Origin of the sequence: Saprospira grandis DSM 2844, from assembly GCF_000275825.1 — a bacterium.
In the GTDB taxonomy this organism is placed as follows: domain Bacteria; phylum Bacteroidota; class Bacteroidia; order Chitinophagales; family Saprospiraceae; genus Saprospira; species Saprospira grandis_A.
In genome coordinates, this window is the sequence record NZ_JH719942.1 from 503,600 (window position 1) to 525,205 (window position 21,606).

The following is a 21,606-nucleotide window of genomic DNA, read 5'->3' on the forward strand; positions in this document are numbered from 1 at the left end:
AACATACTCAAAGGGCGCAATTCAGACTGAGCAAAAGCTCCAACTGAACCTATAATAAATAATAGTAGGAATATATTTTTCATATTCTTTTGGCCCAAAGCTAGCCATTTATTGGCTGATGTCAAATAAAAGGATGTTTTTGGGGCCTGCCGCCTGCGGCGGCCGGGCCCTTGCAGGGCTCGCAGGTCTGCTCGGCCCTTCAGCCCTTCGGGCTTCGGTCTGGCCTGCGGCCACCCTTTCAGGCCCCTAGGCCAAGTCGCTTCGCTCCTTTGCGGCGGCTTCGCCGCCTGCTAGCTGTGGCTGCAGGTTGAAACCAGCAGCCATACAACAACCCCATTCTACATCTATAGTGCAGAGAGGATTAAAATCCTCTACCGCTTTGAACAAGGGTTATTTTTTTCTTTGGTAGTTTTGGTTTTGTTTTTCCTCCCCCATAAAATTCAAAGGAACCCTAGGGCCAAGGCCCTAGGCTATCTAAAAAAATCGCCATCCCCTCATTCGAGGGGATTTGCATTCCAGCCAGCCCCTAACCACATTCCCTAAAACAACCATTGAACGAAGCACAAAAAAGCCCCCTCGACAGAGGGGGTGACTTTAGCTTTAGCCTAGGGCCTTGGCCCTAGGGTCCTGTACAAAACTGCCCAACCGCCGAAGAAAACAACCCAAAGAAAAAAGACAGCTGAGTAGGTTGAAACCTACAGCTTGGCGGCGGCTGCGCCGCCTGCTATATGGGCCTGTAGGTTTTAACCTACAGCATATTCCAGCCAACCCCTAACCACATTCCCTAAAACAACCATTGAACGAAGCACAAAAAAGCCCCCTCGACAGAGGGGGTGACTTTAGCTTTAGCCTAGGGCCTTGGCCCTAGGGTCCTGTACAAAACTGCCCAACCGCCGAAGAAAACAACCCAAAGAAAAAAGACAGCTGAGTAGGTTGAAACCTACAGCTTGGCGGCGGCTGCGCCGCCTGCTATATGGGCCTGTAGGTTGAAACCTACAGCCATACAACAGCGGTATTGCTTCGCAATGATATATGTACGAGGGTTGAAACCCTCATACAATTAACTGATTCCCATCTCAATATACCCCCTTATTATATCTACAGTTTTTAACGGACATCATAACAGCCGTATTTATGATTTAAACCGCCCAGAAGCTGTTTATCTATGGAGGGTTTCAACCCTCCATTTTATATTAACATGCATTCGTTAATTGGCTGTAGGTTTTAACCTACAGCATATTCCAGCCAACCCCTAACCACATTCCCTAAAACAACCATTAACCGAAGCACAAAAAAGCCCCCTCGACAGAGGGGGCGACTTTAGCTTTAGCCTAGGGCCTTGGCCCTAGGGTCCTGTACAAAACTGCCCAACCGCCGAAGAAAACAACCCAAAGAAAAAAGACAGCTGAGCGGCCCAGCGCTGCGCAGGGGTGGCCGAAGGCCAGACCAAGCGGGCGCAGCCCGCGCAGGGCCGAACAGACCTGTGAGCCCCGCAGCATAGCGGCGGCCAGCTTGCTGGCCGCGGGCCCCAAATCCTAGATCTCAGCCAAAAGTTCTATCAACTCTCTTACCGTATAAGAACCCTTAACAGCCGTATTTTCTCTAAATACCATACAGTAGTTATACTGAAACCCATCTCCTAAAGCATTGGCATAACTTGCCCACTGGCCTCCCAAACGAGCTTTCTCTTTGGTATCTTCAGTAGCAGATAAATGCTCTCCCTTGGTTTCTACAAGGACAATCCCTTTATTTTTTGTATAGATTAAAAAATCAGGATAATGGTTAATGGGGCCATTGATAAAGAACCCTTTACGACTAGGTATGCGATGCCAAAACACAACATTATCTAAAGCTGCAACTCGATCTATTACCTCATTCTCAAATTTATTCCCATCTTCCTCTTTGGTATACAACCCCTTGGCTAGATTAGACTCTCCTTTAGCGGTATAGGTATTGGTTAAGGTAAACTGATAAGAAGGCCGAATTACCACCTTTCTACTCGCTAGCCTTTTGTAAAATTCCTTTTGAGCGAAGGAAGTACCACAACGATCAATATGATTTTTAATAATCTTAATCGCCTGCATATTGGTCGCCAAATCATAGATCTCCTGACCTTTAAATTCGCCAGCCTCAAAAACTCTCAAGACATATTTCTTCAAATCCTGATCTGAATAAGGTGGCATCTTCCCCATCGAACTAACTATTGCCTCGGCTGTTCGCTCTAGTTTCTTATCCCTATTGCTTTGCGCATTTAAGTAGTCTAAAAATCTGGATGTCTTGTTAGGGCTAAATCGACTATATTTTACATTGCCTTCCCGACTGTTCTCTCCCTCTCGGATATCAATTTCATAAATCTCTTTATCTGAAGGATTAAAGTTAATGTCTACACTCGCCTTGGCCAGCTTAAAGTCTTCCTTCAATGATTCTTTATCAAAGAATAAATAGCCTGTTTCTTCCCTACCCCTCGAAAATAACTGCTCCAATTTCTTAGGCGCCTTTTGAAAAAATTGCGGCAACCGAATGCCCTCCACATAAGAACGATAATCTTCCTTAATAGAAGTGGTATTGATCATTTTTTTCATTCCGCTCTCTTGTTTACTTAGAAATGGGTCTTCTTCTCGCTCGGCAATTCGCTTATGCTGATCTTGCTGATGTACTGCTAATGCTTTCTCCGTCAACTTATCCAATAAAGCCGATCTAACTTTCTCTTTTTGGGCAGGATCTGCAGTTTGTAATTCGGCTCGAATAGGCGCATTACTTTCTAGAATAGTATCTAGTTCCCCCTCATCTAAGAACTGACTAATCGCTCCTCTTACTACCCCATCATCAATCGTACGCTGTACCCCCTCTACAAATTCTTCTTGCTCATCTAAAACGATTATTTCAGAGCGTTCCTTGGCATCCGAAAACCCCGCCTTATTCAACCCCTCTACAATATTATCTAAGGTAGCCGTAAAATTACTTGAAGAGGTAAAGACATATGCCATATTGAGCAAAGGGTTCTTTTGCTCTCTTGTATAAGGTAGACGCAAGACACGCCCCAAGATCTGCTCTACATCTGTTTTTGAGGACTTACTAGCAATCGTAGCCAAAATATAGGCAAAAGGACAATCCCAACCTTCTTTCAATGCATTTACCGTAATGATATAGCGAATTTCACAATCTCTAGACATGAGGTCCACAGACTTCAATTCATTGATGTATGCCGTCTTAATGGCAATCTGCTCTGCAGGAACCCCCTTGGCAATTAACTTCGCCTTGATCTTCTGAAAAGTTTCACTATCCTTTTTTGTCTTTGGCTCTGCCTGAAAAAGAACAATTGGCCGAATGTACTCATCTGCCTGCTCCCTAGCCGTTACTTCTAAGTTATGACGCATGTCTAAAGCCGAACTGATTACATCCTGCGGCTTATTATGATTATAGACAATTACTGGCAACTTTATCATCTGCTCGTCTTTCAAACGACTGGCCGATATTACACTGATTAAGTTGCTATTCTTTCTAGGCGTAGCAGTCAAGTCCAATACAAATGAGGGATACATGTTCTGCAACATTTCTACACTCAAATCACTTTCCGCCCGATGGCTCTCATCTATAATACAAATAGGACGAAGACTGCGGATGACATTCATCAATGAATATTTGTCCACCTTTTCATCCTCTAAAAGAAAATCCGTATTGTTCAATACATCTATGAAAGGAGCCAAGGCTCCATTCTCCCGATAAATGAGACGATCCACTTTCTTTCTGGACCGAAAGCTGTCAAAACTCATCACCAAGATGTTTAACTGCTCTCGTACCGAGCCCACATTAAAACTCGCTCCCTGCAAAACCTGATCCTTGCTATAAACAGCGACTCTATTATTAAATAATACGTTCAATCTCCGCCGATAAGGATGCTCCGGGTCCTTTAAGTTGTTTAGCGTTTGCTCTAAAATTGTATTGGAGGGCACTAACCATAATACAAGGTTAGCCTGCGTAGCTGGCAAAGCTTCCGCTATTTCCCCCAAAGCATTACAAGCTAAAAAAGTCTTCCCGCCAGCCGTAGGCACCTTTATACATACATGCGGAATCTCCGCACCCAAGTTCGGCTTGTAGGCCTGCATCCCGTCTACTATATTCTCGCTCTTCATCTGAACGCCCTGAGACTCCCAGAAAAACTTAAATGCCGATTTTAAATCCTTTTTTTGCTCCCAGCATTCAATAAATCGTCTTAGGTCTTGAATGACTTCCTGTTGGTATTCCTTTAATTCCATCTTTGCTCTTGTCTGTTAATGCACTGTCTATATAATATGTATCTTCTCGCTATGGCTTTAAGGCTTGCGTTCACTCCGCCTCCCTATATTCTAGCTATATCTCTCGGAATCTTCTTAAAGATAATATTCCCCGATGCTAAAAATTCATCTCCAATCAAACTTAAGTCAGCATAAATTACAACACCCCTTATCTCATCTGATGACAACTCTATCTGCTCCAAAAACTTATAGGTCAAATGACAACTCTCTTCTTTCTCATAAAAAAAGAAATAGTCCCGATCTTCATAAGTCCCCATAAAGTAGGGGGCCTCCGCTCCCCTTTCCCGATAGCCTTTCAAAGAACCCGTCTCCGTATAAAATATATACTTCCGCAATTCCTCTTCCTCCAAATCCTCATTCAAAAAGTTGGGATTGCTCTCCTTAAATATGCTCGGCCCCAAACGATAAAATCCAAAGTCTCCTCCCAGACCCGCTACGGCTTTAGCCCCTTCTCCATATCCATCTATCACTCTGCGTACCCGCTCCGCCGTGATCTGCTCTGCATAATCCTCCATCTCTATCAAAATAAACTGACGATTCCCCCCATCTTCTTTGTTTAACTCTAATACCGCCTGGGCCGTTGTCCCCGAACCCGCAAAAGAATCTAAGATGATGGAGTCGGGGTCTGATAAGTTTTTAATTATCTGTTTAGAAAAAGCACAAGGCTTAGGAGTACTAAAATGTATTTTCATATTTTTTAAAAGCTGATCATCACTCCCTCCATACCGAAAAATAGAGCTTATATTTTCCTGCATGTTTTCATGCAGAAAATACTTCCTCGTAGGTTGAGTAGACTGATCTTCCCCAAATAAGATACGACCTTCTTCTAATAGCCGCTGCATTGTTTGTGGCGGATTTCTCCATCCTCTAGCCGGCACCGGACAAGCGTTTCCAGTTAAAGGATGTTTTAATGGAATAAAATATTCATCTGGCGCTTGCTTTTTATTTGGCCAAGCCATTGAAACTCCACGATAGACTGCTCCTGAGCTATCTATATATTTATACGCTAGTTCGCCCCCTGTAAAATCTTGCTTTTTAAGCCATGCTTGAAATTCAGCATTAGCATCTTCTAATGAATAATTCTTTTTCAGGTGCTTATATTCCTTAATATCTATATTATACTTCTTGGCAACTTTTACAAAGTCTTCAGGATAAATAGTTTGTCCAATTTTGGAGTAATACTTCTTTGCCGTAGCTAACATTTTTAAAGCGTTCTTTTTATCCTGCTTTAAAAGCAAGTCAAACTTTTGCACATCTTTAGCGTATAGCAGAATACTTTCATGTTGACAGGATATCCTCTTAGTATCTCCTTTTGGGTTTTTTTTATCCCAAACTATTGTCCCTAAACTGTTCGTAGATCCAAAAATTTCTTCTAAAAGAAATAAAAAACTATGGTATTCATTTTCATCAATATGAATTATGATAATACCATCCTCTGCCAGCAATTTATGCAATAGTTTTAGCCTAGGGTACATCATACAGAGCCATTTATCATGTCGGCTCAGGTCTTCACTTTCTTTACCGACCACCTCGCCCAGCCACTTCTGGATCTTAGGGTCTTTCACATTATCATTATAGACCCAGCCTTCGTTTCCGGTATTATAAGGGGGGTCAATATAGATGCACTTAATTTTGCCTTCATAGGCGGGCAACAAAGACTTTAGGGCCAGCAAATTATCGCCATGAATAATCTTATTAGCACTTTGGGCTGCACCATAAGTATAAGAAAGGGAAAGGGGACGATAAGGAACATCCAAATGATGCGTAAGCACCTTTTCCTTTCCTATCCAATTTAATGTAGGCATTCTACTATAGCTTTAACAGTTTGATTGAATCTTTACGAAAAGCAATATATAGGTTTTTAACAAAAATTGCTAGCCCAAAGCCCTCGGAGCTTTTTTCAGCCTTAGATAAAGCAGGATTTAGGCCTTTTTCGCTATAATCAGCAGGATGATTTTTTTGGGGCCTGCCGCCTTTGGCGGCCGGGCCCTTGCAGGGCTCGCAGCTCTGCTCGGCCCTGCGTCGCCTTTGGCTCCTTGGTCTGCGGCTGCGCCGCCCCCTTTCAGGCCCCTAGGCCGATTTGGCCTCCGGCCAACCCTAGGGCCAAGGCCCTAGGCTATCTAAAAAATCGCCATCCCCTCATTCGAGGGGATTTGCATTCCAGCCAGCCCCTAACCACATTCCCTAAACCGCCCGGCCGCCGAAGAAGATGGCCCAAAGAAAACATAAAAGATGAGCGGCCTAGCGATGTGTAGGGGTGGCGCAAAGCGCCAGACCAAGCGGGCCTTAGCCCGCGCAGGGCCGAGCAGACCTGCGAGCCCCGAAACGTAGCGCCGCAAGGCGAAGCCGCGGCGGAGGCCCCAAAAAAGGCAAAAAAAAGGGAAAAAAAAGGCAAAAAAAAGCCCCCTACAGAGGAGGGGGATATCTGGCTAGCGTTTAGGCGAATTGGCTAAAAGAGAAAGTTTGGGGTTCTATTTTTCTAGTAGGATAGCTTTTAGCGTATGGGCCAACCATCTTTTAAAGGACTTCTTTTGTTCTTCATGGAGGAGGGCTTCTACTTTTTCGAAATGTTCGTAGGTAACAACTACCTTTTGAGATTGGAGTGATTCAATATCTTGGATAATAGTTTGTTGGTTGCTTACTTTATTTTGGCTAACGAGCGGGCTAAAGTACCTCATAACCAGGTCATGTTCTTGGAGGTGGACCTTTTGCATTTGCTGCAGATGTTCGTTTACGAGTAGAATAAACGCTTGTTCTTGTTCATTGCTTAAGTTAAGTTCTTGGGTGGTATCTTCTAATCGTGGGGGGCCTTTTGGGGGAGGGGGGCTAAAGAATAGGAAAAGGGTAATTAGGGAAATATTTAGTAGGAGAAGGCCTAAGCTCAGGTATTTATAAAACTGTAGCTGCTTCATTATTGATAAATTTTATAATTAGACATTAGGCTAATATTGGGGTTATTGCTTTGTTTTTGGGTGGACAGTTGTCTATTTTGTTGAAGGGCTTGGATGGTCCAGAGATTTAGTATTAGGAGGCCTACTAGGGCGGCGGCGACAATAGAAAGCTGTTTGAGTTGGATAACTTTTGATTGGGAGGCTAGCTCTTGTTCAATTTTGGTAAACAGTTGAGTTGGCGGTTTTGCTTTGGGTGCTCCTTTCATGCTGTAGAGCACATTATTTAGTTGTTCTTCTTTATTGTTATTCATAGAAAATAATTTTAGGGTGACTTTATATATTATTAGACTTCAGAAGGGGTTAAATCCTTCGGTTGGGGTAGGATTTTTCTAGTTTGGATCTAAGATTTTTTTTTGCTCTTTGGAGGAGGGATTCTACGGCTTTTAGGGAGATGCCCATAATATTGGCTACTTCTTGTCGGGGTAAATCCTCGACAAAGCTAAGGATAAAAGCTGTTTTTTGTTTATTGGCCAAGCTTTCAATAAACTGAAAGAGCAGTTTTGCATTTTCTTTATTTTCGAGAATCAGGGCGGGGTGTTCAAAGTCTGTTTGTTCTTTTTGGGTATAATTTAGTTGAAAGAGGGTTAATCGTTTTTTCTTTTTAATAAAATTGATGGATTTATTGACTGTAATTCGGTAGACCCAAGTATTGACAGCAGCCTTAGCTTTAAAATTGGCGGCGGCTTGATAGATGCTTGTAAAAACATCTTGTGTAACTTCCTCGGCATCTTGAAGATTCTGGGTATAGCTAAGGGCTGTATTAAAGACCTTTTCTGCAAAGAGCTGGTAGAACTGCTGAAAAGCTTGGCGGTCTTCAGCGGCGATACGGCTTAATAATTCCTCAGCGTTAACATTCAAAGCTTAGTATAATTTGATACTTATAACAAAGCGCTAGAATAGGGTGGTAGGAGCCTTATCTAGCGAGTAAATAATAAATGAGGGCGATAAAAACGAGGGCGCCTAGGGTGATCAGGAGGTAAGTGCTTAGCTTACTTTTAGGGGCTTCAATGATTATTGCTTGGTAGTCATTATTGGTGGAGAGGACAAGATGTTCTGCTTGGCCATTTAAGTGGTGGAAAAAGATAGTTTGATGTTGTTTATTCTCCTTAAATGCGGGGATACTGATCGTGGCTTCTTTTATATTTTGGGGTAGATCTGAGAGGATAAACTTCAGGTCTGTTTGGTGGTTTCCTAGGCGCAGGCCGCCATCTTTTAAGGTAATTTTTTCTCCGTTGACCTTTAGTACAAATCGGGGTTTAATATATTCTATGATTAGTTGTTTGAGTTGGGTGGTTGTTTTGGTATTGAGCGATTCTTTGCTGTATTGTTTTAGCAGTGCTTGTTCTAGTCCGCTTTGGCTCAGGTTAACATTGAGGGTCCAATGATTATCTTCTTGATTTAGCTCATAGCGGGCGGAAAGCGGGTTATGGGCAAAAAGGCTGAAAGGGAGTAGGGTGAGGAGGAGATGGAATAGGATAAACTTCATTTAGGCAATGCTTTAGTGGTTGAGTAAAAAGGGGAAGAGGTGATCCTCTTCCCCTTTTTGGTTTAATCATATTTAGTTTGCTGTATTTAGTTATATTGGAAAGCATTTTGGGCGGCCACGCCCTTTAGGCATTGGGGTACATTGGGTGCGCTAGTTGTGCTAGCTACATAGTGGTAGACGCCATCGGGGTATTCGTTGGTTATGGCTGTTCTTCCGCCGCAGTCATCTAGATCTGTAGGAGTAGTAGCATAAGCATAGATAGGAAATCCATCTTTGGCAAAGCCTACTAATTCGGTAGTAGTTGTTTGAGTAATTTTGGTACAAGAGGTAGCGGTAATTCCGTTGGCTACAAGTACTTGATTCATTACTTGAGGGACAAAATGCCAGTGGTAGTAGCCAGCGGGGTCATGATGTCCACCACAGGGGTCTAGAGAAGGGATATTGATTTCTGTTGCTGTACCGCCGGTACCGCCTGCTCCTCCACCTGGGCCATTCATAGCTGGTCCATTGATTGCTGAGGGGGGGTCACCATTGATGGGGACGCCATCTAGAGAGAGGCCGATGAGTTCTATTTCTTCGATATCATTATTAGTTGCGGCTAATTTAGGGTTGGCCGGAATAATGAAGGTGAGTTCTAGGTCATCGTTGGGTGCAGCATCTAAGCAATTAGACTGATCCATATTGATAGTCCCTGAAACAAAGTCATAGATATTCACATTGCCGCTAGAGTCTACGATATCGTAGCCATCGGCTTCCATATCATTGAGAAAATCGGCTGCCCAGAGGCGGAGGCCGGGGTTAGTTGCCCCATCATAGACGCTTAATCCGGCTACATCATTAACTGTTTCGGCACAAAAAGGGCCATTAGCTACGGGGTTGCTAGAGAAGCTAAGTTGGAAGCAATCGGCGGTAGTTCCGTCTTCTAGGGTTGCGGTAATGAGTTCAAAGCTCAGCAGTGAATTTGCGTTAAATAGTGATTCCTTGATGAGGTAATCTTCTGTGGGGGAATCTTCATCTGTTTTATTGCAAGCGGAGAGGCCAAAAAGGCCTATTATGGCTGCTATATAAATTAGATTTTTCATACTTAGGATTTTTTTTGGTTAGATAATTATTCGGCCCAGGCGCCATGATAGCATTCTAAGATTTCATTATTTTCTAGGGGCATAACATGGTAGTGATAGCCTCTAATTTCGTCATAATGTCCGCGACATTCGTCCAGATCGGTAGGTTCATTTCCATTGACATCATATTGTGCGTAGAGTCCGTGTCCATCTAAGGCGTAGCCAATCATGGGGGCGTGTCCATCTGCTTGAGCGATACGTGTAGTGAGGCCCATATCTCCGTGATAGTGGTAGCCCAGGCGGTTATTGACATGTCCTCCGGCGTCATCGACGGGGGCGAGTTGGTATCCGGCGAGGATAATATTAACATCTGCGGGGTGGTCAAAGCGGACGCCATTAAAGGCTAGTCCTCTAACTAGGGGGCCATAACTCACGCCAGCTTGGTCAAGAGTTGGTCCATCGCCAAGTGTGGTAGAATTAGCTTGAATAGTTGGTCGAACGGGGATGAGATAGCTTTCTTGAGCGTTTACCCAAGAGGGTAGGCATTGGGCGCACATATTCATATATTGGTCTTCAATATTGGGGTCGGCGCCCTGTTCGCATTCTTGTTGAGTAGTGAAGCGGTAGACATTTCCGTTAGCGTCATGCATTTTCCAGCTTGTATCATTATAAAATACGGCTAGATTTTCAATAAAGGGTCCATCTACATCGTAGAGGACGCCATTATCCATCCAGAGGCCTCCATCTTCTGGTCCATCAGAAATATGTTCTGGGCACCAGGGTCCCATTTGGTGATCGGTGGGGATATGTTTAGAAACAATTTCAAAACATTCTGTTTCTGTGCCGTCGGATAAGGTACAGGGTACACGGTTTATCGTAACATTTCCATCTGTAGTAATGAATAGAGTTTCATCTACTTCATTGACAACATAGGGGCTCGTATCGTCATTATCTAGACTATTATCTACGTATCCTGTTGGTTGTTCGCAGGCAGTTTTGCTGATGGCAGGATTTCCTAGTCCGTCGGCGTCGGTATCTTCATACCAGAGGGTATCTTCACAGAGGGGTTCATCATCTCCGCAGGCCCAGAGGAGTTGCAGGCTTAGGAGGAGGAGCAAAGCATATTTCAGTTGATTTTTCATGGCTTTATTTTAAAGATTTGGCGTGGGTGGGGCTATTTTAGATTGTTTATTAAGGAGTAAAAAAATTGCTATTCCAGTTAGCAGGATGCCTAAGACAAGAACAAGAGCATAGACATTAGTTTGTTTTTCTGCGCTAGGGTCTAGGGGTTCAAATTTATTATCTTCAGCTTTGAGGTATAGTTGATGATTATTTTCTTTATTCATCATAAACTGATTTTTGGCGAAGCCTTTTTTTAGTACAATCAGGGCGGCTTGGTTTCTGGAGATATGTTCAAAGCTAGTGTTCTTCACCTCTATAAGGTTCATATTGTCATGTTGTCCTTCTAGTTCAAAAGTAATACTGCTTTCATGTCCTAGGCGAACTTGGGGTTTATTCAGTTTAAGGCTTTCGCCCTCATTAAATTTCACCGACAGGCTTTGTTCTATTTGCTTAACGACCAATTCTTTAAACTCTTCGGCTGTTTTATAGGCATCTTGGCCAAAGCGTGCAGCTACTTCATATTCGAAGGCGGTAAGGGAGGCTCGGATTTGGACAATCCACTGTCCGTTTTCTTTTTCCATTAAGATGGTGGAGGACAAATTGGGTTGGTGGGCCCAGAGCCCTGTTGTGGAGCAAAGGAAGAGGAGCAATAGGCTATATTGAATGATCTTTTTCATGCTGTATAATTTTATAGTGGTGATCAATGCTTAGAAGCTAATTATTCAAGATATTTTTGGGGTTTGCCCCTCTCCTATTGGTTGGGGTTTTCTTGGCCCAGCGCTGCGGAGCGGGTGGCCGTCAGGCCAGACCGAAGGCGAAACGAAGTGTAGCCTGAAGGGCCGAACGAACAGTGAGCCCCGCAGCATAGCGGCGGCCGCCCGCCCTTTTTGGGGCGGCCGCGGGCCCCAAATTCTAGAACTTATATTGCATGACTGCCTTGAGGAAAAAAGGAGTTCCGGGCGTAAAGTGAATTTCCTCTACCGATTCGCTTTCATTAAAAAGGCGAGATTCGGTGGCAAACTGTGTTTCGTTCCATGCTGTATTAAAGAGGTTTTGAACCTGCACAGCAAAATCAAATTGTTTATATCCATAGCCTAGGTTGGCATCGACAAGCGTGTATCCTTCTGCTACGATAGAATTATCTTCATTGGCGGGGCGGTCATTGATATGTCTTAGGTTGAGGCTCCCATAAAGTCCGCTAGGGTGTTTATAATTCAGGCCAGCTTGGAGGGTGAAATCTGCTGCTAGGGGGATATAATCTTGGCCGATTTCCTCCTCTATACTTCGGGCGTGGGTATAATTGGCATCCAGGTTAAAAAAGAGGGGAGCAATAGGTTGGTATCGATAGCTAAGGTCTATACCTTGTCTTTGGCTACGGCCAGAGGGTTCTACAATACCGGCATCGCCTACATAGACAAACTCTTGTTCCATATAGAGGTACCAATAGGCCATATTGAGGAACATTTTGGGGCTAATTTTCCAGTTATAGCCTAGATCGAAGCCATAGGTAGCGGGTAAAATTTCGTCTAAATTTTGGGCAATGACTAGGCGGCTATCATTGGAGTGGAAGCCCTTTCCTCCTTTGAGGTAGAGCTGCAAGCGATTGGATTGTTGGTAAGCGATATTGAGTTTTGGGCTCAAAATGCTTTTTGTTGTAGCGCGATGGTCATATTCGCTGCTCAGATGGTTGGTATAAGCAAAATCAAAATAATCTAGGCGCAAGCTGGGCTGGATCAGCCATTTGCCAATATTTAATTTTGCGCCTAGATAAGCAGCGGCATTTTTTTCTTGGATATCGCCAAATTGGATTTGCTCCAAAACGGTTTGGCGATTGACCGTATGAGAGAGTTCATTGTCTATAGATTCATCGGCTCTTAGTTGTAGGCCAGCGATCAGGGCCCCTTCTAACTGATTAAAATGAAAGAAGCGATTATACTCTGTATTTAGGCCGTAGATATTTCGATCTTCTTGCTGTTTGATTTGGTCGCCATTGATGCTATCTTCTAAGAAGAAGGTAAAATTAGAGTAGAGTTCAAAATCGTACTTGCTCCAATAGAGGCTAGTTTTGATCAAAGAATGCGCATCAATAATTTTTTTGTGCGCCAAACGAATATTTGTTCGGCTGGTTTGTCCGCCTTCGGTATCATCTATAGCTCCAAAGCGGCTAATGAGTCCTTGTTCTACTGCTCGTGTAGGAATTTGGCCCGAGGCGTCCCAACTACTTTGAAAATGCGAGGCCGTAATATTTATTTGATTATTTGGGGAGCTATTTAGGCTATATTTAGCAAAGAGATTGAGCCGATCAAAGTGCTGGGGGCTTTCAAAATAGCCATCAGTTGCTTGATAATCGCTAGCGATATAAGCCGATTGCTTTTCGCTATTAAATAATTTAAAAAGCCCCAAAACACGGGCACTATTATATTGGCCAGCTTCTAGTTTAATCAGATTGTTTTCTAAGTAGTTTTTTGTTTTAAAATTGACATAGCCAGCTGTAGCAAAATTACCTTTTTGCTCATTGTAGCTTCCTTTTTCAAACTGAATTTGCTCTACCGTTTCAGGAATCAGAAAATGCAAATCTGCATAGCCCTGCCCATGCGCATGAGAGACCATATTTACGGGCATATCATCTACCGTGATGCTCAAATCGGTGCCGTGGTCAATGTCAAAACCACGTAGAAATATCTGCTCGGCTTTTCCTCCCCCAGCATGCTGCCCAATAAAAAGACCAGGCACTTTTTTTAATAAGTCTTGAGAAGATTTTACGGGCTGCAACTGCAAATCAATATCAGAAAGGAGCTGTAGGCTATTCACCTTATTGTTGATGACAACTTCTTCAAGCTCTACCGCCAAATCATCTAATTTTACAATAATAGGACTGTCCGTTTGGACCACCAACAATAACTGAGGGCGATATAAAAGATGTCGAAACTCTAAAGTATCTCCAACAGCCACTTTTTCTAGCTGAAAATTACCCCGCAAATCACTGTGGCTATGCTGCTGATTGGCCCTGTTGATAACAGTCGCCTCAGCAATAGGAGAAGAGCTCTGATCTAGGATCTGCCCTTCTAGGGTTTGTGCACGCAAACTAATAGAGAAGGTCAATAATAAAGCGGAAAAAAAAATAAACTTCATTAGATTTTTGTTTAGTGAGCCCCCAAGATATTTTTTTATAAAAAAAAAAGGGCAACCCCAATTGGCTGCCCCTAAAAAAACAAACAAGACTGTAGTTATCTAATCCTCTCTACGGCCTCGAGCTCGTTTCTTTTTTTCTGGTTTGGGAGCGTTTTCTAGCTCCTCAGGGCTAATAAAACCGTCCTGGTTGGCATCAATTGTAGCAAAACCTTTTTTCAAAGGACCTTTTACCTCCGATTCTGCAAGCAAGCCATCTTGGTTGGCATCCATTTGTTCAAATACTTCTTCTGTAGTAGGAGGCGCTTTACGCTCTCCTCTTTGTGCGTTACAATTCAATGCGATAAAAGCAAAGCTAACAGCCATCATTAGAGTTTTCATAAGTTTCTATTTTGTGGTGTAAAATTAAAACTCTGACCTCACGCTATTAAATTAGTTTAAACGACAATGAAATTTATTCTACATATGCCCCTTTTAAGCAATTGATAAAGTTGTTGTTCCCCGCAGCATCTACATGATAATGATAACCTCTTACTTCATCATAATGCCCTCTGCAATCATCCAAATCTGTAGGTTCATTACCATCAGCATCCAATCGAGCATAAATACCATGACCATCCATAGCATAACCAATCAAATCCGCATGACCATCGTCCTGCGCAACAGCATAACTCAGCCCTGTTGCAGCATGATAATGATACCCCTGATTAACATTGACATGACCCCCCGCATCATCAAAAGGAGCTAGCGTATAAGCCCCCAAAATGTTGTTTACCGGAGCAGGTGCAGAAAACTCAACGCCATTCAAAGCCAACCCTCTTGTTGAAGGAATTGTACTTTGGCCCGGAGGAGGCCCAGGCTGCCCCGCCGTCATAAAATCTACAGCAACTTCCTGAAGAACGGGAGTCACCGGAATGGTCCATGTCTGACTAACCGTAGCAATGTAAGAAGGAATACACTCTACACAGAAGTTTTCATATGTCGCCCCAACATTAGGATTGGCCGCATCTATACATTCTTGCTCTGTGTCTGTTGTGTAAATATCCCCATTGGCATCATACATCTGCCAGGTTGTATCATTATAAAAACTAGCCATGTTCTGTACAAAGGCGCCATCTACATCATAAACTACTCCCCCCTCTAACCAAATCCCTCCAGCAGATGCATCATCGCTAATGTTGTCCGGACACCAAGGGCCCATCTGATGATCTGTAGGCATACTCGTCGTTACAATCTCATAACAATCCGTTTCTGTCCCATCAGAAAGCGTACAAGGTACAATCGTTATTGTGGTGTTCGTATTCGCCGCCGTAAAATAACTAGCCTCTACACTCACTACTGTTTCTTCACTGCCCGAAATATCTTCCTCATCCTTTTTACAAGCCGAAGTGGCTACTGCTAAGCCCAAAAATAAAAAGGAAGCCATTTTGAAGGATCTGTTCATAATCATCTCTTTTTGGTATTCTTACATTTAATACCCCTTTAGACCCTCCTCCCCATATAATCCTTCGCCCTTTGGTTGTTTTTTTTTTTTTAATTTCGCCGCTAAAAAATCCCCCCAAAGCACATACCTACAATGCGTGTTTTTTATTCGCCCAAATCTTTCTTCTCTATACTCATTTTTTGGGGCCTCCTGCCTGCGGCAGGCGCTACGCTTTGGGGCTCGCAGGTCTGCTCGGCCCTTCGCCAGCTTCGCTGCCTCGGTCTGGCCTGACGGCCACCCCGCCGCATCGCTAGGCCTGCTCATCCATTTTTTTTTCTTTTAGCTTTTTTCTTCGGCAGTTTGGCTTTTGTTTTTTATTCCCCATAATTAACCCAAACACAAAAAAAGCCCCCTAAACAGGAGGCTTTATAGCTATTGCTGCAAATTTTGAGTGTTTCCCTTTAATGGCAAACCATTGAGAGGAAGCGGCTGCCAACTGCTTTCGGGAGTAAACATCCAGATCGTTTGGTCTTGCAACCGAAGCATATAGACCGTCTGTTGCCCCTGCATAAAAGCCTGAAAATCATCAATTTTATAATTGTCAGGCAGGCCTTTGCTGGAAGAAGGCTGCCAAGGATGACCCGGAACAAACCACCAGATCGATTGGTCTTCTAGGACGGCCACATAACGGCTGCCATCTCGAGCAGAGCGGCTGTAAGCCACAAAATGAGCAATTTTATAATCTTTGGGCAGACCATCATTGGAAGAAGGCTGCCAGGGATAACCCGGGGCATACCACCAAATCGACTCGTCTTCTAGGACCACCACCGTGCGGATATCCCGGTCTTCTAGTCGAGTATAGGTAGAAAAATGTTTAACTTGAAGTTGATTCATGGCAGACTATTTTTTGGGAAAGAGGTCCATCGCGGCGGCCTGCGCTAGCATAAAATTGCGGGCGGCCTCATATTCATTGGCAATCAAACCATCGAGGATCGCCTCGCGGATGGCATTTTTGAGCTGGCCCACCGTTCTAGAGGGCTTAATCTGAAAGGTCTCCATAATTTCCTCTCCAGAAATAGGAGGTTGCCATTGGCGGAGATGGTCTTTTTCTTCTACCTCTTGTAGGCGTTGGCGCAGAAAAATGAGGTTGTCGGCATAGCGGGCCAATTTTTTGGGGTTGGCGGTGGTGCTATCGGCCTCACACATCAAGAGGAGGTCCTCTAGATCCTCTCCGGCCTCAAAGAGAAGGCGGCGAATGGCAGAATCGGTAATATTTTCTCGGTCCTGTGTGAGCAGAATAGGGCGTTGGTGCATACTCACGATTTTTTGAACCTTCTTCATTTTTTGGTCCAATGGCAGCTTAAAACGCTTAAATATTTTGGGGACCAATTTGCCGCCTACAGCCTCATGCCCATGAAAGCTCCAGCCTTGCCCCTTAAAATAGCGCTTGGTGAGGGGTTTGGCTATATCGTGCAAGAGAGCCGACCAGCGCATCCAAAGATCATCGCTCTTTTCCGCCATATTATCAACCACCTTTAGCGTGTGCCAAAAATTATCCTTATGGCGGACCCCTTCTTTTTCATCTACCCCATGCATGGCATAGAGCTCAGGGAAAATCAGCTCGAGCAGGCCAGATTTAAACAGCAGGCTAAGGCCCAAAGAAGGCTTGCTCGAAAGCATAATCTTATTGAGTTCTGTGCTGATGCGCTCTTGAGAAATAATATGAATGCGTTCCCGCTCAGACTGAATAGCGGCGAAGGTCTTCTCCTCAATCTCGAAGCCCAACTGACTAGCAAAGCGGATGGCCCGCATCATGCGGAGCGGGTCATCAGAAAAGGTGGTTTCTGGAGCGAGTGGAGTGCGAATACATTTTGCCTCTAGATCGGCGAGGCCGCCAAAGGGATCTAGCAACTGCCCAAAATCGGCTTCATTGAGCGAAATGGCTAGGGCATTGATGGTGAAATCGCGGCGATTTTGGTCATCTTCTAGGCTGCCATCCTCTACAATGGGTTTGCGAGATTCGGGGCGGTAAGACTCCTTTCGGGCGCCGACCAGCTCAATTTCCCAATCCTTATGATGCAAGGCGGCTGTACCAAAGCGGGCATAAGTGACCACCTTAGGTTGTGGCTTTAGGCTTTTGGCAATGGCCTTGGCCAATTCGATACCGCTACCAACACAGACGAGGTCGAGGTCCTTCCCCTTAGTCGAGCGGGCCAATAGGCGGTCGCGGACATATCCGCCAATCACATAAGTAGGAAAGCCCAGCTTCTGAGCCGCTTGGGCTATAGTCTTAAACAAGGCCTCCTCTTGGGCCGTCATCTCAAATTGCATAGGAAGGTGCAAACTATGTTTTCAAAAAGATTAGAAGGCGCAAAGATAGCAAAATTAAGCGTCCTCCCCAATTAGGGTCGAATAAACTCCAATTCTTCCTTGGGGCCAATACGGACAATGGTGGAGGGGGCCACTTCTTGGCGATCATCTTGGCCGTACTCACAAACATAATCTACTTTTTCTATGAGGCTGGGGTCAATTTCGCCAAAATGGGCTGGGCTAGCTTGGCCGCTATAATTGGCAGAGGTAGAGACCACGGCTCGGCCAAAGGTGCGGATAAAATCTTGGCAAAAAGCAGATTGGCAGACGCGGATAGCGATGCTGCCATCGGCGGCCAAGAGTTCTTTGGGCAATTTTTTGGGTTGATCGTAAATAATGGTGAGCGGGCGTTCATGAAAGCTAATGAGCTTAGCGGCCTTTGGGGGAATGGGAAAAACGTATTGCTTCAGCATCTCGATATCGGAGACGAGGAGAATCAGTGACTTTTCTGTGGGGCGGCCTTTGAGGGCATACAACTGCTGGACGGCGGCTACATTATGGGCATCGCAGCCCAGGCCCCAGATGGTGTCTGTAGGATAGAGCAGGCTCCCTCCCTTTTGCAGACAGGCTAAAATTGCTGCTTTTTCGTCTTTCATTCTGTAGTTATATTAGGTCTTAAATTTTGGTCCTTAAGCAAGGGGGCAAAAAGCTATACTTTAGTTCCCCCAGATGTTCCGCACAAAAGTAATAGGATTAATGCGTTTTACCGCATTTAATTTTGGTCCATTTGGATGGGACAGGCGGCGAAGCCGCCGCAGGCTGAGGGATGGAAAGGGTGGCCGCAGGCCAGACCGAGGCAGCAAAGCTGCCGATGGGCCGAGCAGACCTGCGAGCCCGACACAGCCCGACCCGCCCGCAGGGCGGGGCAGCCCCAAAAAAAGAAAAGCCAGCCCTTCTCAAGAAAAGCTGGCGAAAAATGTTTAGTAGCATTGCCAGAAGGCGGTATCTTCAAAGAGATACATGACGCCTGAGTCGCCGAGGTTAAGCTCTGGCGCCAGTCGCTCATCAAATTGGCCAATAAAGGGGCCATGATGTTCATCGCTTTGGAGCCAGAGTGGTTGGCCGCCCAGGTAAGCGCAATTGAACAGTTGTTGGCGGATGGCCTTTAGGGCTTCATTGGGCGCTTCCCAGCCAAAAATTTCGCTAGGGAGCATTAGGGCTTTTTGCTGTATCATTTGAGTAGAAAGGGGCGCAATAGGCGGCGTGTTGGGCATAGCGGCTTGGCCAGTATGGAAATGGAGCTGGCTAGAGTCATTGAAGGGTAAAAAAGCCTCATTATCTTCTGGATTCGCCACAAAAAGAGAGAGAAAATCGGCTGGGGGGTTGGGCAGCTGCCGCAAATCTAGGCGCAAAACATGCTGCATCGGCTGGCCTTGGCGTTCGGGCCAATCCGTTAACTGGCTGGCTTGACCGCCATAATAAGAAAGGCTGGCGCCGCCTTCTTCTCGCCAAAGGAGGATAACTTTTTCTTGTTTTGCCTCAGGGTTTTGGGCAAAATAGGCCTGGGCGGCCTGTTGGAGTGATTCGTACTTATTCATAGGCTTAATCAATTTGTAAAATTCGGGAGACCAGCTCTTGTAGGAGTTGGCCCGACTCAGTTTGTTCATTGAAAAAATCGCCCACTTGTGGCCAGCCCACCCCTTTAGAGCGGAGGTCATAGATTTTGAGCAGGGCGATAACTTCCTCTAGATGAGGCAGCGCATAATTTTTTTGCACATGGCGATAATCGGCAAAGCGTTTTGTTTTTTGGCCTGGGCGGCCATAGGCTCTTTGGCCAATGGCCCCAGCAATACTGACATCATCTAGGTTGCTCAGGAAGCGGCAAATATAGGCCTTACTAAAGAAATTGTAGAGCACGCCCGTGAGCATGGGCAGGGGGCCCGCTTTGGGATTGGCCTGATAATACTTGACAATTCGCTGGGCCTTGAGGGCATCTTTTTGGGCCAGGGCCGATTGTAGTTCAAAGACATTATAATCCTTGCTAATGCCAATATTTTTCTCAATTTCTGCCTTTCCGATTAATTGGCCCTTAGGGTGGTTAATCAGCAACTTTTCGAGTTCATTGGCGATCTTGCTCAGATCGTTGCCCAGATATTCGGCCAGCAAGAGGCCCGCCTCTTCTTCTATTTGGGCGCCTTTGTCCTTGAGGTAATTGCGGATCCAATTGGGCAGCTCATTTTCATAGGGCTTTTTGCTTTCAAAAAGGACCGCCTTGCCCGCTTTTTCGGCCACTTTGAGGCTTTTGCCTAGCTTTTTGCGGCTATCGAGTTTTTTGTGCTTATGTAAAATAAGCAAAAGCGTAGTGGGCAAGGGGTTTTTGACATAAGCCTCTAGTTGGTCCAAACTGCGCATACTTTGGGCCTCCTTAAGGACCACCAACTGCCGTTCGGCCAGCATAGGGTAACGGCGGGCGGCATCTAGAACCTGCTTAAAGTCGGTATCCTTGCCATACAAAATCGTTTGATTGAAGGCTTTTTGGTCCTCAGAAAGCGTATTGGCCTCAATAAAGTCGGCAATTTCATCAATATAAAACTCCTCCTCGCCATGCAAGAAGTAGATCGGGGCGATTTTCCCCTGCTTAACATCTCGGATAATTTCTTTGGGGCTAGCCATAAATTAGACATCAAAGTTGATACGGACAATAGGCGTAGTGGGCTTAGACTGGCAGCTGAGGATAAAGCCTTGGGCGACCTCCTCCTCATCTAGGGCCAGACAGCGTTCCATCTCTACGCTTCCTTCTTCTATTTTGGCCATACAGCTAGAGCAGGCGCCAGACATACAAGAAAAAGGCGCATCGGCCCCTACCCTACGCAAACCGTCTAAGATAGATTCTTTCTTTTGCAAAACAACCTCAAAGTCTTCCCCATCGATGCGGGCATAGACCTTGGCATTGGCTTGAGCATTCACCTCATTTTTTGGGGCTTCATCGGCATTGAACCATTCTCTGTGGATTTGGTCGACACCCAAGTTTTCGCCTGCTTTTTGGGCGGCATCCATCAGTCCGGCGGGTCCACAAAGATAAAGCGCTTTGGGGCGACCATCCTCTGCCTGATGCTGCTTGATAAAGCGGCTGGCCTTTTTGGCGTCAATTCGGCCCTGTTCGCCCTTCCAGCTTCTGTTCTTTTTGGCAAATAGGCCCATAAAACCACCAGAGGTTTCGGTTTTGGGTTGGCTCAGGATATGTTTCACGAGCAATTGGCCAGCATAGCGTTTTTCTAGGCGGTCTAGCTCTTCTCTAAACAAAATGCTATCTTCTGTTCTGTTTTGGTAATAGAGAAAAACCCGACTTTTTGGGGCCAGCTCAATCACTGATTTCAAGATAGACAAGAGCGGCGTCAGTCCGCTTCCGCCCCCAAAAAGGAAATAATCTTTCTTCTCATCGGCTTGGGGCTGGGCCACAAAATGGCCTTCTGGGGGCATGACCTCAATTTGGTCTCCTGCCTTAAGCTGATCGTTAATATGATTAGAGACTAGGCCCTTGGGCACTCTTTTGACGGCCACGGCCAAATCTTGGTCTAGGGCAGGGCTAGAGCAGAGCGAATAGGCTCGGCGTTCTTCTTGGCCATTGAGGACAAAACGAAGCGTAACATATTGGCCCGCAAGATAGCTAAACGGCTCCTTGAGCGCTTGAGGAATATCAAAAACGAGCTTTACGGTATCGTTAGATAGCGAAATGACTTCTTTTAGTGTAAGCGTATAAAACTGATGGGCTGCATCCATAAAAAAGCTTATTGTTCTTCTTGCTCCCTTGCATTTTTTTGCAGATAGC

The 21,606-nt window shown here is 45.0% G+C and carries 19 protein-coding genes; 1 reads left to right on the forward strand and 18 read right to left on the reverse strand.

The genetic code is table 11. The annotated features are described in order from the left end of the window. The first annotated feature begins 125 nt into the window (after window positions 1–125). Window positions 126–311, forward strand: coding sequence for a hypothetical protein (locus SAPGRDRAFT_RS23890; RefSeq protein ID WP_081491905.1), 186 nt, complete (start codon window positions 126–128; stop codon window positions 309–311). A 1,224-nt stretch (window positions 312–1,535) separates the two neighbouring features. On the opposite strand, the gene SAPGRDRAFT_RS02465 is transcribed toward SAPGRDRAFT_RS23890, so the two are convergent. The 18 genes from SAPGRDRAFT_RS02465 to SAPGRDRAFT_RS02560 all read right to left on the reverse strand — a co-directional run bounded on the left by SAPGRDRAFT_RS02465 (window position 1,536) and on the right by SAPGRDRAFT_RS02560 (window position 21,557). Next, a complete protein-coding gene (locus SAPGRDRAFT_RS02465; RefSeq protein WP_002656922.1) occupies window positions 1,536–4,256 on the reverse strand; it encodes a DEAD/DEAH box helicase in 2,721 nt (906 codons plus the stop codon). 83 nt (window positions 4,257–4,339) lie between these two features. Further along, a complete protein-coding gene (locus SAPGRDRAFT_RS02470; protein ID WP_002656924.1) occupies window positions 4,340–6,100 on the reverse strand; it encodes a site-specific DNA-methyltransferase in 1,761 nt (586 codons plus the stop codon). 666 nt (window positions 6,101–6,766) lie between these two features. Next, window positions 6,767–7,207: a hypothetical protein gene (locus SAPGRDRAFT_RS02475; protein ID WP_002656926.1), complete on the reverse strand. Its 441-nt coding sequence runs from the start codon at window positions 7,205–7,207 to the stop codon at window positions 6,767–6,769. Further along, entirely contained in the window at window positions 7,207–7,497 is a 291-nt protein-coding gene (locus SAPGRDRAFT_RS02480; protein WP_002656928.1) for a hypothetical protein, read from the reverse strand. Before SAPGRDRAFT_RS02480 ends, SAPGRDRAFT_RS02475 begins: the two co-directional genes overlap by 1 nt. Before the next feature lie 49 nt (window positions 7,498–7,546). Continuing rightward, window positions 7,547–8,104 (reverse strand): RNA polymerase sigma factor, encoded by a 558-nt coding sequence (locus SAPGRDRAFT_RS02485; protein WP_002656930.1) that lies wholly within the window; start codon window positions 8,102–8,104, stop codon window positions 7,547–7,549. Between the two features lie 55 nt (window positions 8,105–8,159). Next, window positions 8,160–8,732, reverse strand: coding sequence for a DUF6702 family protein (locus tag SAPGRDRAFT_RS02490; RefSeq protein ID WP_002656932.1), 573 nt, complete (start codon window positions 8,730–8,732; stop codon window positions 8,160–8,162). A gap of 86 nt (window positions 8,733–8,818) precedes the next feature. Further along, on the reverse strand, window positions 8,819–9,814 hold the full coding sequence (locus SAPGRDRAFT_RS02495) for a YHYH protein (protein ID WP_002656933.1): 996 nt from the start codon (window positions 9,812–9,814) through the stop codon (window positions 8,819–8,821). 26 nt (window positions 9,815–9,840) lie between these two features. Beyond that, complete coding sequence (locus tag SAPGRDRAFT_RS02500) at window positions 9,841–10,935, reverse strand: YHYH protein (RefSeq protein ID WP_002656935.1); 1,095 nt, start codon at window positions 10,933–10,935, stop codon at window positions 9,841–9,843. A gap of 9 nt (window positions 10,936–10,944) precedes the next feature. Next, on the reverse strand, window positions 10,945–11,592 hold the full coding sequence (locus SAPGRDRAFT_RS02505) for a hypothetical protein (protein WP_002656937.1): 648 nt from the start codon (window positions 11,590–11,592) through the stop codon (window positions 10,945–10,947). Between the two features lie 235 nt (window positions 11,593–11,827). Continuing rightward, a complete protein-coding gene (locus SAPGRDRAFT_RS02510; protein WP_002656939.1) occupies window positions 11,828–14,047 on the reverse strand; it encodes a TonB-dependent receptor in 2,220 nt (739 codons plus the stop codon). 99 nt (window positions 14,048–14,146) lie between these two features. Further along, window positions 14,147–14,425 (reverse strand): hypothetical protein, encoded by a 279-nt coding sequence (locus tag SAPGRDRAFT_RS02515; RefSeq protein WP_002656940.1) that lies wholly within the window; start codon window positions 14,423–14,425, stop codon window positions 14,147–14,149. Between the two features lie 73 nt (window positions 14,426–14,498). Further along, the gene (locus tag SAPGRDRAFT_RS02520) at window positions 14,499–15,488 is read right to left on the reverse strand and encodes a YHYH protein (protein ID WP_002656942.1); all 990 of its coding nucleotides are present in this window, start codon (window positions 15,486–15,488) and stop codon (window positions 14,499–14,501) included. A 411-nt stretch (window positions 15,489–15,899) separates the two neighbouring features. Further along, window positions 15,900–16,361 (reverse strand): hypothetical protein, encoded by a 462-nt coding sequence (locus tag SAPGRDRAFT_RS02530; protein WP_002656944.1) that lies wholly within the window; start codon window positions 16,359–16,361, stop codon window positions 15,900–15,902. Between the two features lie 6 nt (window positions 16,362–16,367). Next, the gene (locus tag SAPGRDRAFT_RS02535; RefSeq protein ID WP_002656946.1) at window positions 16,368–17,798 is read right to left on the reverse strand and encodes a CCA tRNA nucleotidyltransferase; all 1,431 of its coding nucleotides are present in this window, start codon (window positions 17,796–17,798) and stop codon (window positions 16,368–16,370) included. 71 nt (window positions 17,799–17,869) lie between these two features. Beyond that, window positions 17,870–18,433, reverse strand: coding sequence for an L-threonylcarbamoyladenylate synthase (locus SAPGRDRAFT_RS02540; protein WP_002656948.1), 564 nt, complete (start codon window positions 18,431–18,433; stop codon window positions 17,870–17,872). Window positions 18,434–18,757: 324 nt separating this feature from the next. Then, complete coding sequence (locus tag SAPGRDRAFT_RS02550; protein WP_002656949.1) at window positions 18,758–19,375, reverse strand: hypothetical protein; 618 nt, start codon at window positions 19,373–19,375, stop codon at window positions 18,758–18,760. 4 nt (window positions 19,376–19,379) lie between these two features. Next, the gene (holA, locus tag SAPGRDRAFT_RS02555; RefSeq protein WP_002656952.1) at window positions 19,380–20,450 is read right to left on the reverse strand and encodes a DNA polymerase III subunit delta; all 1,071 of its coding nucleotides are present in this window, start codon (window positions 20,448–20,450) and stop codon (window positions 19,380–19,382) included. 3 nt (window positions 20,451–20,453) lie between these two features. After that, the gene (locus SAPGRDRAFT_RS02560; protein WP_002656954.1) at window positions 20,454–21,557 is read right to left on the reverse strand and encodes a ferredoxin--NADP reductase; all 1,104 of its coding nucleotides are present in this window, start codon (window positions 21,555–21,557) and stop codon (window positions 20,454–20,456) included. Window positions 21,558–21,606: the final 49 nt, after the last annotated feature.